Origin of the sequence: Pseudomonas sp. LH1G9 (genome assembly GCF_002949975.1) — a bacterium.
GTDB lineage: Bacteria > Pseudomonadota > Gammaproteobacteria > Pseudomonadales > Pseudomonadaceae > Aquipseudomonas > Aquipseudomonas veronii.
Window position 1 is genome coordinate 479,741 of sequence record NZ_CP026880.1, and the last position, 12,138, is coordinate 491,878.

Sequence of the window (12,138 nt, forward strand, 5' to 3'; positions counted from 1 at the left end):
CTTCAGATCACCCGCGAAAAGCGCTGCCGGTTCTGATGTTCCAGGTAGGCATCGAACACCATGCACACCGAGCGCACCAGCAGCCGCCCGGCCGGTAGAACGCGAATGCCTTGTGCGTCCAGTTCGATCAGGCCGTCGTCGGCCATCGTTTCGAGTTGCGGCCAGATCTCGTCGAAGTAGCCGCGAAAATCGATATTGAACGCCTGTTCGATCTGCTCGAATGTCAGGCTGAAATTACAGATCAATTGCTGAATCACTTCCCGCCGCAACCGATCGTCCGTGGTGCAGACCAGGCCGCGGTTGGTCGCCAGTTGCGCGTCGGCCAGGGCGTTCTGGTAGCTATTGAGGTCGCTGGTGTTCTGGCAATACAGATCGCCGATCTGGCTGATGGCCGACACCCCGAGCCCGATCAGGTCGCAATGGCCGTGCGTGGTGTAGCCCTGGAAGTTGCGTTGCAGGGTGCCTTCTTCCTGGGCAATGGCCAATTCGTCGTCCGGTAGCGCGAAGTGGTCCATGCCGATGTAGCGGTAGCCGGCGTCGGTCAACTGTTCGATGGTGGTTTGCAGCATCTGCAGTTTTGCCGCCGGGGACGGCAGGTCATCGGCGTTGATCCGCCGCTGAGGCATGAAGCGTTCCGGCAAGTGCGCGTAGTTGAACACCGACAGGCGATCCGGTTGCAACTTGATCACTTCTTCCACGGTGCGCGCGAAGTTGATCGGGGTTTGCTTGGGCAGGCCGTAGATCAGGTCGATATTGATCGAGCGGTACTGCAAGGTGCGCGCGGCATCGATCACGGCGCGGGTTTCTTCCAGGCTTTGCAGGCGATTGACCGCCCGTTGCACTTCCGGGTCGAGGTCTTGCAGGCCGATACTGACGCGGTTGAAGCCCAGCTCGCGTAGCAGGCCCATGGTTGCCCAGTCGGCTTCGCGCGGGTCGATCTCGATGCTGTAGTCGCCGGAATCGTCATCGAGCAGGTTGAAATGCTTGCGCAGGCAGGCCATCACCTGGCGCAGTTCGTCATGGCTGAGAAAAGTCGGGGTACCACCGCCGAAATGCAGCTGCTCCACGGTCTGTTTCGGATCGAGGTGGCAGGCGATCAGTTGGATCTCTTGTTCCAGGCGCTGCAGGTAGGGCTGGGCGCGGCCGCGGTCCTTGGTGATGACTTTGTTGCAGGCGCAGTAGTAGCAGATGTTGGCGCAGAACGGCACGTGCACATACAGCGACAACGGGCGTGCAGCCTTGCGGCTGTCGCGCAGGGCGTGGAGCAGGTCGAAGGAGCCGACCTGGCTGTCGAATTGCACTGCGGTGGGGTAGGACGTGTAGCGTGGCCCCGCCAAATCGTAGCGATGAATCAGGTTGCTGTCCCAACGAATGGCGTCGAGCATGCGGGCGTTCCCCCGGATAGACTAGTCGGCCGAGTCTAGGGGCGTGGCGGATATGGCATCTTGATTTGCGTCAACGGGGAGCGGCGCTATGCCACATGGCCTTTTAGTGGCCCATTAGCCAGTGCTGATGTGGGCCGGGCAAGGTCCAGATACCGAACAGAATCACCAGCACGCCGCCGGCGGTACGCACACTGCGTTTGCGCAACAATGCCGTGACGCGTTCGGCGGCCAGCCCGGTCGCCAGCAGTACTGGCCAGGTACCCAGGCCGAACGCCAGCATCAGCACCGCACTGTCCAGCGCATTGCCTTGGCTGGCGGCCCACAGCAGGGTGCTGTAGACCAACCCGCACGGCAACCAGCCCCACAGCGCGCCCAACAGCAGGGCGCGGGGCAGGCTGGACACCGGCAGCAAACGGTTGGCAACCGGCTGGATGTGCCGCCACAGGCCGCGACCGAGGCTTTCGATGCGGGTGAGGCCGCTCCACCAGCCGGCCAGGTACAGGCCCATGCTGATCAGCAGCAGGCCGGCCAGCACGCGCATGAACATCGCCGCCGGGCTGTTGGCCACGGCCCAGCCGGCCAGGCCGATCAGCAGGCCGGCGGTGGCGTAGCTGAGGATGCGCCCCAGGTTGTACGCGAGCAGCAGGCGGAACCTGCGGCTGCGTTGTTCCTTGGGGATCGCCAGCGTCAGCGCACCCATCAGGCCGCCGCACATGCCCAGGCAATGGCCGCCCCCCAGCAGGCCAAGGATCAGCGCGGAGACCAGCAGCGGCGCCAGATCAAGCATGGGGCGGATCTTTCGGGTCGGCCGGGGGCTCGGGGCTGTTGGCCTCGTCGACGGCGGCCAGGTGGTTTGGGTCCTGATCGTCGAACAGCACGCTGTGGGCCGGGCCGTCGAGGTCGTCGTACTGGCCGCTGTCCACCGCCCAGAAGAAGATGTAGATGGCGATGGCCACAATCAGCAGCGCCGCCGGAATCATCACGTATAAAGCTGGCATCTGCACTCCATGCCCGCGCGGCTCAAGCCGGCAACGGGCGGGTTACTGAGAGGGTGCTGGCGGTCGGCGCGCTCGGCAGGCGAGTCAGGCGCAGGGCGTTGAGCACCACGGTCAACGAACTGAGGGACATGCCGACCGCGGCCCAGATCGGCGTGATCCAGCCGAGCGCGGCAAACGGCAGCATAAGGCCATTGTACAGCCCGGCCCACAGCAGATTCTCCATGATCACCCGACGGGTGCGCCGCGCCAAGGTAAACGCTTGCACCAGGGCATCGAGGCGGTTGGACAGCAGCACCGCGTCGGCGCTGGTTTTTGCCAGGTCGGTGGCCGAGCCCATGGCCACGCTGATATCGGCGGCGGCCAGCACCGGCACATCGTTCACCCCATCGCCGAGCATCAGCACTTTGCGCCCTTCTTTGTGCAGTTGTTGCAGCACTTGCAGCTTGTCATCGGGGCGCAGGCCGCCGTGGGCTTCGTCGATGCCCAGTTCGGCGGCGACGCTGGCGACCATCGGCGAACTGTCGCCCGACAGCAGCAGCGTGCGCCAACCGCGTGCCTTGCAGGCCGCCAGCAGGGCCGGGGCGTCGCTGCGCAGGCGGTCGTCCAGGACGAACCAGGCGAGGGCGCCGTCGCGGTCGCCCAACAGCAGCCATTGCCCGGCTTCATCCGGCGCGGCGGGGATCGGGCAACCGCTGAGTTCACACACATAGCCCGGTTGGCCGATGCGCAGTTGACGTTCGCCCACCCAGCCTTCCAGGCCGAGGCCGGGGGCACTGAGCACTTCGTCGGCGGCCAGGGGCGCGCGCCCGAAGGCACGGGCGATCGGGTGTTCTGAGCGATTTTCCAGGGCGGCGGCGAGGCCCAGGCACTGGTCGCTGTTCAACGCTCCCAGGGGGCGGATCGCACGCAGCGCCAGGCGCCCTTCGGTGAGGGTGCCGGTCTTGTCGAAAATCACCGTGTCGATCTGGTTCAGGCCTTCCAGCACATGGCCGCGGGTCAGCAGCAGGCCGAGTTTGTGCAGGGTGCCGGTGGCGGCGGTCAGGGCGGTCGGCGTGGCCAGCGACAGCGCGCACGGGCAGGTCGCCACCAGCATTGCCAGGACGATCCAGAACGCCCGCGACGCGTCCAACTGCCACCACAACAGGCCGATCAGTACGGCGGCGACCAGCGAGCCGAGCAGGAACCACTGTGCGGCGCGATCGGCGATTTGCGCCAGGTGCGGTTTCTCGGCCTGGGCCCGCTCCAGCAGGCGCACGATGGCGGACAGGCGCGTGTCATGGCCCAGGGCGCGCACTTCGACGGTCAGCGCGCCCTCGACGTTGAGGGTGCCGGCCGTTACCGCATCGCCGACTTGACGCGGTTGCGGCAGGTATTCGCCGGTGAGCAGGGATTCGTCGATGCTCGACTGGCCGTCGAGAATCACCCCGTCCGCCGGCAGCACGGCACCGGGATGAACCAGCACGCGGTCGCCCAGGGCCAGCTCGGGGAGCAGGATGCGTTCGCTCTGGCCTTCAGCGTTCAAACGCAGGCATGAGGCAGGCAGCAGGTTGACCAACTGCGCGGTAGCGGCGGCCGTGCGTTCGCGGGCCCGCCGCTCCAGGTAGCGGCCGGCCAGCAGGAACAGCGCGAACATGCCCACTGCATCGAAATACAGTTCACCGACGCCGGTGATCGCGGTCCAGATGCCGGCCAGGTAAGCCCCGCCAATGGCCAGGGATACCGACACGTCCATGGTCAGGTGACGGGTGCGCAGGTCGCGCATGGCGCCCTTGAAAAACGGCGCACAGCTGTAGAACACGATGGGCGTGGTCAGAAACATCGCGACCCAGCGCAGGATGACGTGCAGTTCGGCGCTGAGGTCGATATTGAATTCCGGCCAGGTGGCCATGGTCGCCATCATCGCCTGGAACCACAGCAACCCGGCAACGCCGAGTTGGCGCAAGGCCAGACGGTTTTCGCCGGCCAATTGCTCGGCGGCGCGGTCTGCCTGATAGGGGTGGGCGGCGTAACCGATATGGCGCAGCTCACTGAGCAGTTGGCTCAGCGGCAGTTGCCCGTCGGCCCAGCGTACCTGCAAGCGATGGTTGGACAGGTTCAGGCGCGCCTCGGCCACGGCGGGCAGGCTGCGCAGGTGTTTTTCGATCAGCCAGCCGCAGGCTGCGCAACTGATGCCTTCCATCAACAGCGTGGCTTCGGCCAGTTCGCCATCGTGGCGCACGAAGGGTTTTTGCACATCGGCGCGGTCGTACAGCGCCAGTTCGTCGACCAATTGCACCGGCAGTGCCTCGGGGTTGGCCGAGGCTTCGCTGCGGTGCTGGTAATAGCTTTCCAACCCGCCCGCCACGATCGCTTCGGCCACGGCCTGGCAGCCTGGGCAGCAGAGTTCGCGGCGTTCGCCGAGGATCACGGCGGTGAAGCGGCTACCGGGTGGAACGGGCAGGGCGCAGTGGTAGCAGGGGGTTGGGGTGGTCATGGCGTTAGATCTTTGGTGGCGGGTAGGGCCTCATCGCGGGCAAGCCCGCTCCCACAGTGGATCGCGGTGTCCATGTGGGAGCGGGCTTGCCCGCGATGCGTGAAGCGCAGCCTGTTTACTTCTTCAGGTCTTCAGCACCCTGCAGCGGTTCATCCCCGAGCAGCAAGTCCTTGTCGTGGTTGACCTGTTCTTCTTCGAACAAGCGCCAGGTCCTGTCGCCTTCCACGCCGAGCAGTTCGACGAAGCGCCGACCTTCGACCTTGTCGGTGACCTGGCCGATGTAGCGACTGGGTTCGCTGTCGCTGCGGGCCAGGTTGATCTTGCGGTCCTTCTCGGGCTGAGTCGGCGAAATCAGGTTCAGTTCCAGGGTGCTCGGGTTGCTGTAGCCGGTGAGGTGCAGTTCGACTTCACCGGTCAGCTCATCCAGATGCACCTTGGCGCGCAGTTGCAGGGTCTGGGCCAGGCGTTCGCGGTCCAGGGAGCGGTTGATGCCTTTGCCGGCCTCGTAGTAGTTGTCGTTGACCAGGTTGTCCGGGTTGTTCACTGCAATGGTCACCATGGACAAGGTCAAGGTCACCGAGCAAGCCAGGATACCAATGATGATCCAGGGCCAGAGGTGCTTGTACCAGGGGCTTGCGGCAGTGGCTACGGGCATTGTTCAGCTCTCTCGTTAACGAACTTGTGGGCCGATGAATCGGCTCTTGGCTTCAATGTGGACGCTGGCGTCATCGGCATCCTTGAGGATGAATTTCACCTCGTTGGTGCTCGACGGCAATTGCTCCGGCGCGCTCGACAGTTCGACCGGCATGCTGACGATGTCGCCGGCAGCCACCTTGATTTCGCGGCGGCCTTGCAGCTTGAGGTCCGGCAGCCCGGCAGCATCAAGCACATACGTGTGGTCGCGCTGGTCTTTGTTCATGATCTTCAGGCTGTAGACGTTCTCGATCCGTCCTTCAGCGTTTTCGCGGTACAGCACACGGTCTTTGCTGACGTCGAAACCCACCAGCGGACGCATGAAAAATGCCGTGGCCAACAGGCTCATCATCGCCAGCAATACCAGCGCATAGCCGATCAGGCGCGGACGCAGCTTGTGGGTTTTCTGCCCCGACAGGTTGTGCTCGGTGGTGTAGCTGATCAGGCCGCGCGGGTAATCCATCTTGTCCATGATGTTGTCGCAGGCGTCGATACACGCGGCGCAGCCGATGCATTCGATCTGCAGGCCATCGCGGATGTCGATGCCGGTCGGGCACACTTGCACGCACATTGTGCAATCGATGCAATCGCCGAGGCCCTGGGCCTTGTAGTCGGCGCCTTTTTTACGCGGGCCACGCACTTCGCCACGACGTGGGTCGTAGGAGACGATCAGGGTGTCTTTGTCGAACATCACGCTTTGGAAGCGCGCATAGGGGCACATGTAGATGCACACCTGCTCGCGCAGCCAGCCGGCGTTGCCGTAGGTGGCGAGCGTGAAGAAACCGACCCAGAAATACGACCAGCCATCAGCCTGGCCGGTGAAGAAGTCGAACACCAGTTCGCGGATCGGCGAGAAATAACCGACGAAGGTCATGCCGGTGACAAAACCGATCAGCAGCCACAGCGTGTGTTTGCTGAACTTGCGCAGGAACTTGTTGGCGCCCATCGGCGCCTTGTCCAGCTTGATGCGCTGGTTACGGTCGCCTTCGGTGACTTTTTCGCACCACATGAAGATCCACGTCCACACGCTTTGCGGGCAGGTATACCCGCACCAGATGCGCCCGGCGTACACCGTGATGAAGAACAGGCCAAAGGCCGCGACGATCAGGATGCCCGAGAGGAGGATGAAGTCCTGGGGCCAGAAGGTCGCACCGAAAATGAAGAACTTACGTTCCGGCAGGTCCCACCACACGGCCTGGTGACCACCCCAGTTCAGCCACACCGTGCCGAAGTAGAGCAGGAACAGACCGGCGCCGCCAAGCATGCGCAGGTTGCGGAACAGGCCCGTGAAGGCGCGGGTGTAGATTTTCTCTCGCGACGCGTAGAGGTCGACACCGTTGCTGGAGTTTTTGGCAGGTGGAGTAACGTCTTGTACCGGTATTTGCTTGCTCATCATTGCATCCCACGGCGGTGGAGATTTGCCTCGGCCAGTACGTGCCGGTCGGGGTCAAATGAAGGGTCTTGCAGTGGCGTAATGATACGCCCCCGATGACGCGCAAAGGGTGCGACCTTTGGTCGCGTTGGGGGAAATCAATTGATGGTGTAGGTGACGTGGATCAATTGACTTGTGAAGTATGGACGGTTTTTGCGCGTGGAGCGGTCATTCGTCCCATGGGTTAACCCATGAACCAGAGCAGTAGCGGCGATCAACGCATCGATTTAATTGGCCCGTATAGCTGCCAGAAAAAAGCCCCGCCAGTTTGTACTGTACGGGGCTTTTGTGTTTCTGATGAAGCTTACTGCTCTTGAGCCTTCTTATCCCCATGGGACAAGCTGTAAACATATGCGGCCAGCAAATGCACCTTGTCGTTACCTTGCAGTAGTTCCTGTGCAGGCATCTGGCCCTGGCGGCCGTAGCGGATGGTCTGCTGCAGTTGGGCGAAGCTTGAACCGTAGATGAACGCGCCCGGGTGAGTCAGGTCGGGTGCGCCCATGGCGGGTGTGCCTTTACCGGCCGGGCCGTGGCAGGCCACGCAGTTGGCGGCGAAGAGTTTCCCGCCGTTGGCCACATCGGCCTTGGCGCCTTCCGGCAGTTTGCGGCCGTCAAGGTTGGTCACCACGAAGCCCGCCACGTCGGCCACGCCTTGCTCGCCGATGACTTCGGCCCAGGCCGGCATCACCGCGTGGCGGCCTTTCATGATGGTTTCCTTGATGGTCGCGGGCTCGCCGCCCCAGCGCCAGTCGGCGTCGGTCAGGTTGGGGAAGCCGTAGGCTCCCTTGGCGTCCGAACCGTGGCATACCGAGCAGTTGGAGGCGAACAGACGGCCGCCCATCTTCAGGGCTTGCGGGTCTTTGGCAACCTCTTCAATCGGCATCGCGGCGAATTTGGCGAAGATCGGCCCGAACTTGGCGTCCGACCTGGCCATTTCCTTTTCCCACTCATGCACGCCGGTCCAGCCGGTCTGGCCGTTGGCGAAGGCGGTCTGCTTGTCGTTGTCGAGGTAGTTGTAGCCCGGCAGCAGGCCTTTCCAATTGCCCAGGCCGGGGTACAGCACCAGGTAGCCGAGGGCGAAGACGATGGTGCCGACGAACAGCATGAACCACCATTTCGGCAGTGGGTTGTCGTACTCCTCGATACCGTCGAACGAGTGGCCGACAGTCTCGTCCGTTTGCTCGGCGCGCTGGCCCTTGCGGGTCGACAGCAGCAGCCAGGTCAGGGCGAAAATGGTACCCAGACTGAGGACTGTGACGTACAGACTCCAGAACGTAGTCATTCTTTGTTACTCCTAGAAGCTTGCTCGACGTGCTTGATGGCTTCGGGGTCATCCGCAAAGGGCAGCATGGTTGCGTCGTCAAACTCCGACTTGCGCTTGGGGCTGAACACCCACAGCGCCAGGCCGATAAAGGCCACCATCACGACAACGGTGCCCAGGCCACGAATCATCCCGATATCCATGAAGAATCACCGTTTGCTTTTGATGATGGTGCCAAGGCCTTGCAGGTAGGCCACCAATGCGTCCATTTCGGTCTTGCCCTTCACGGCTGCGGCTGCACCGGCGATGTCTTCGTCGGTGTAGGGCACGCCCAGGGTGCGCAAGACTTCCATCTTCTTCGCGGTGTCCTTGCCGTCGAGCTTGTTTTCCACGAGGAACGGGTACGCCGGCATTTTCGACTCAGGCACAACGTTGCGCGGGTTGTACAAGTGCGCGCGTTGCCAGTCATCGGAGTAGCGTCCGCCGACACGGGCCAGGTCCGGCCCGGTGCGCTTGGAACCCCACAGGAACGGGTGGTCCCACACGCTTTCACCGGCCACGGAGTAGTGGCCATAACGTTCGGTTTCAGCGCGGAACGGACGGATCATCTGCGAGTGGCAGCCGACACAGCCGTTGGCGATGTAGATGTCGCGGCCTTCCAGTTCAAGGGCGGTACGCGGCTTCATGCCTTCGACCGGCTTGTTGGTCACGTCCTGGAAGAACAGCGGAACGATCTGGGTCAGGCCGCCGATACTCACGGCGATGACCATGAAGAAGGCCAGCAGGCCGATATTCTTCTCGACTACTTCGTGCTTCATCAGTGGGCTCCCACAACGGCGATCTTGGCGGCGGCTTCGGCTTCTGCAGGGTCGGAGGCACGCACGGTGCGCCAGACGTTGTAGGCCATGAACAGCATGCCGGAGGCAAAGAACGCGCCGCCCAGGGCACGGACGATGTAGCCCGGGTGGCTGGCTTGCAGCGCTTCGACGAAGGAGTAGGTGAGGGTGCCGTCATCGTTGATCGCACGCCACATCAGGCCTTGGGTAATGCCGTTGACCCACATCGAGGCGATGTAGAGCACGGTGCCGATGGTGGCCAGCCAGAAGTGTGTGTTGATCAACCCGACGCTGTGCATCTGCGCACGCCCGAAGATTTTCGGGATCATGTGGTACAGCGCGCCGATGGAGATCATCGCTACCCAGCCGAGCGCGCCGGCGTGTACGTGGCCGATGGTCCAGTCGGTGTAGTGCGACAGCGAGTTGACGGTCTTGATCGCCATCATCGGCCCTTCGAAGGTCGACATGCCGTAGAACGCCAGCGAAACCACCAGGAAGCGCAGGATCGGGTCGGTGCGCAGCTTATGCCAGGCGCCCGAGAGGGTCATCATGCCGTTGATCATGCCGCCCCAGCTTGGCGCCAGCAGGATGATCGACATCGCCATGCCCAACGACTGTGCCCAATCCGGCAGTGCGGTGTAGTGCAGGTGGTGCGGACCGGCCCAGATGTACAGGGTGATCAGCGCCCAGAAGTGGACGATGGACAGACGGTAAGAGTAGATGGGACGTTCGGCCTGTTTCGGCACGAAGTAATACATCATCCCCAGGAAACCGGTGGTGAGGAAGAACCCCACGGCGTTGTGGCCGTACCACCACTGGATCATCGCATCCGTCGCTCCGGCGTAGGCCGAATAGGACTTGAACAGGGTGACCGGCAACGACGCATGGTTGACGATGTGCAGCATCGCCGTCACCAGGATGAAGGCACCGTAGAACCAGTTACCCACATAGATGTGCTTGGTCTTGCGCTTGGCGATGGTGCCGAAGAACACCACCGCGTAGATCACCCAGACAATCGCGAGCAAAATGGCGATGGGCCATTCCAGCTCGGCGTATTCCTTGGTGGTGGTGTAGCCCAGCGGCAACGAGATGCCGGCCCCGACGATCACGGCTTGCCATCCCCAGAAGGTGAAGGCGGCGAGGCCGTCGGAAATCAGTCGCGTCTGGCAGGTTCGCTGCACGACATAGTAGGAGGTGGCAAATAATGCACATCCGCCGAAGGCGAAAATCACCAGGTTAGTGTGCAGCGGGCGTAGGCGGCCGAAGGTCGTCCATGGCAAGCCGAAATTCAATTCCGGCCAGACCAGTTGCGAGGCGATGAAGACCCCGAGCCCCATGCCAAGGATCCCCCAGACCACCGTCATGATGGCGAACTGGCGGACTACCTTATAGTTATAAGCAGTCGGACTGATTGCTGTGCTCATTCTAAGGTTCCACGGTTTAGGTTTTTTTATAGGTAAAAATCGGTCGCAAGTATGTAGAAACCGAGGTGCCATTGCAACGCAAGGGTGACCTGTGTCAATGCGTGCCACGCCAGATTCTGCGCCCTTTCCATGTTTGATGTAAGGACAAAATCCGAAATCAAAAACTGATCGATCGGACAGGAATTTTTGCGTGACGCGTCGACGGGTGACTCGCTGTGTGTCGACACGCTGCTGAAGCGATGAACGGTCAGTGGCACGACAGCCGGTCGCTGCCAGCCTTTGCGCCTGTCATCCCTGCAGAAGTGTGCAACCCAGCGCGTGCAAGTCGACCGTCGACCGGTCTGTACCGATCCGCTGTGCAGACAAGCGTAGACCCGAATGGCAGGAGGGGAAAGCAGTGCTTTGGAAGGGTGCGACACTTGGTCGCGTAGGAAGGTTGAGCTACCGCCCCCGGATCAGGGGCGGCAGTTCAGGGGTGGAGCGTTACTCTGCCTGGCGTTGCGGCGTTGCGCCGTCAGCGTTGTGGGAGAGGCTGTAAACATAAGCGGCCAGCAGGTGAACCTTGTCATTGCCTTGCAGCACTTCCTGCGCCGGCATCTGGCCTTGGCGGCCGTGGCGAATGGTTTGCTGCAACTGCGCCAGGCTGGTGCCGTAGATAAAGCCGCTTGGCGCGGTCAGGTTCGGCGCGCCCATGGCTTCGACACCGTGGCCTTGCGGACCGTGGCAGGCCACGCAGGTGGTGTTGAACGTGGCTTGGCCGGCGACCAGGTCGGCGCCGCTGTCGGCTGGCAGTGGCAGCTTGGCCAGGTCGTGACGCACATAGGCGGCGACGTTTTTCACACCGTCTTCGCCCAGCACTTCGCCCCAGGCCGGCATCGCCGCGTGGCGACCGCCCATGATGGTGGTCTTGATCGCCTCGGCGGAACCGCCCCAGCGCCAGTTATTGTCCGCCAGGTTCGGGAAGCCATACGCGCCCTTGGCATCCGAGCCGTGGCACACCGCGCAGTTGGAGGCGAACAGGCGCCCGCCCATTTTCAGCGCTTGTGGGTCTTTAGCGACTTCTTCCACTGGCATGGCCGAGAATTTGGCGAAGATCGGCCCGAACTTGGCGTCGGCCTTGGCCATTTCCTTGTCCCATTCCTTGGTCGAGGTCCAGCCACCTTCATAGCCCGGCAGGACGCCTTTCCAGTTGCCCAGGCCGGGGTAGAGGATCAAGTAGCCGACGGCGAACAGCAGGGTGCCGGCGAACAGCATGAACCACCACTGAGGCAGCGGGTTGTCGTATTCCTCAATGCCGTCGAAGGCGTGGCCCATGGTCTGGTCGACACTGCCCTTGGTCTCGCCCTTGCGGGTGCCGAACAGCAGCCAGGTCAGGCCGATCAGGCTGCCGATGGTCAGTACGCAGATCCATGTACTCCAGAAGGTAGTCATGGCCGATTGCTCCTTGTTGCAGGCGCTTCTTGAGCGTCGGATGGGGTGGCGGTGGGTTCGTCGGCAAACGGCAGCAGGCGTGCCTGCTCGAATTCCGCATTGCGTCGGTTGTTGAATACCCACAGCGAGAGGCCGATAAAGGCGATGGCGACGACCAGCGTGCCGAGGCCGCGGATGGTACCCGCATCGAATTCAAATCCCATGG

At 62.6% G+C, this 12,138-nt stretch carries 12 protein-coding genes; all 12 read right to left on the minus strand.

Annotation, left to right across the window (positions count from 1 at the left end; all coding sequences use genetic code 11):
- Positions 1–2 precede the first annotated feature (2 nt).
- Positions 3–1,385 carry an oxygen-independent coproporphyrinogen III oxidase gene (gene hemN / locus C5F70_RS02310; RefSeq protein WP_017845251.1) on the minus strand — a complete coding sequence of 461 codons (1,383 nt, stop codon included), beginning with the start codon at positions 1,383–1,385 and terminating at the stop codon, positions 3–5.
- 103 nt (positions 1,386–1,488) lie between these two features.
- Positions 1,489–2,172 carry a sulfite exporter TauE/SafE family protein gene (locus tag C5F70_RS02315; RefSeq protein ID WP_046382455.1) on the minus strand — a complete coding sequence of 228 codons (684 nt, stop codon included), beginning with the start codon at positions 2,170–2,172 and terminating at the stop codon, positions 1,489–1,491.
- Entirely contained in the window at positions 2,165–2,383 is a 219-nt protein-coding gene (ccoS, locus tag C5F70_RS02320) for a cbb3-type cytochrome oxidase assembly protein CcoS (protein WP_057003824.1), read from the minus strand. The genes C5F70_RS02315 and ccoS overlap by 8 nt, the downstream gene beginning before the upstream one ends.
- Positions 2,384–2,405: 22 nt before the next feature.
- A complete protein-coding gene (locus tag C5F70_RS02325) occupies positions 2,406–4,856 on the minus strand; it encodes a heavy metal translocating P-type ATPase (protein ID WP_102617637.1) in 2,451 nt (816 codons plus the stop codon).
- 115 nt (positions 4,857–4,971) lie between these two features.
- The gene (locus C5F70_RS02330) at positions 4,972–5,511 is read right to left on the minus strand and encodes a FixH family protein (protein WP_046489429.1); all 540 of its coding nucleotides are present in this window, start codon (positions 5,509–5,511) and stop codon (positions 4,972–4,974) included.
- 15 nt (positions 5,512–5,526) lie between these two features.
- On the minus strand, positions 5,527–6,942 hold the full coding sequence (gene ccoG / locus C5F70_RS02335; protein WP_104902656.1) for a cytochrome c oxidase accessory protein CcoG: 1,416 nt from the start codon (positions 6,940–6,942) through the stop codon (positions 5,527–5,529).
- Between the two features lie 343 nt (positions 6,943–7,285).
- Complete coding sequence (gene ccoP, locus C5F70_RS02340) at positions 7,286–8,263, minus strand: cytochrome-c oxidase, cbb3-type subunit III (RefSeq protein WP_017845257.1); 978 nt, start codon at positions 8,261–8,263, stop codon at positions 7,286–7,288.
- Positions 8,260–8,445: a CcoQ/FixQ family Cbb3-type cytochrome c oxidase assembly chaperone gene (locus tag C5F70_RS02345; protein WP_016775513.1), complete on the minus strand. Its 186-nt coding sequence runs from the start codon at positions 8,443–8,445 to the stop codon at positions 8,260–8,262. The genes ccoP (C5F70_RS02340) and C5F70_RS02345 overlap by 4 nt, the downstream gene beginning before the upstream one ends.
- A gap of 6 nt (positions 8,446–8,451) precedes the next feature.
- On the minus strand, positions 8,452–9,060 hold the full coding sequence (gene ccoO, locus C5F70_RS02350; RefSeq protein ID WP_017845258.1) for a cytochrome-c oxidase, cbb3-type subunit II: 609 nt from the start codon (positions 9,058–9,060) through the stop codon (positions 8,452–8,454).
- Complete coding sequence (ccoN, locus tag C5F70_RS02355) at positions 9,060–10,502, minus strand: cytochrome-c oxidase, cbb3-type subunit I (protein WP_017845259.1); 1,443 nt, start codon at positions 10,500–10,502, stop codon at positions 9,060–9,062. The genes ccoO and ccoN overlap by 1 nt, the downstream gene beginning before the upstream one ends.
- 483 nt (positions 10,503–10,985) lie before the next feature.
- Complete coding sequence (ccoP, locus tag C5F70_RS02360) at positions 10,986–11,933, minus strand: cytochrome-c oxidase, cbb3-type subunit III (RefSeq protein WP_017845260.1); 948 nt, start codon at positions 11,931–11,933, stop codon at positions 10,986–10,988.
- The gene (locus C5F70_RS02365) at positions 11,930–12,136 is read right to left on the minus strand and encodes a cbb3-type cytochrome c oxidase subunit 3 (protein ID WP_017845261.1); all 207 of its coding nucleotides are present in this window, start codon (positions 12,134–12,136) and stop codon (positions 11,930–11,932) included. The genes ccoP (C5F70_RS02360) and C5F70_RS02365 overlap by 4 nt, the downstream gene beginning before the upstream one ends.
- Positions 12,137–12,138: the final 2 nt, after the last annotated feature.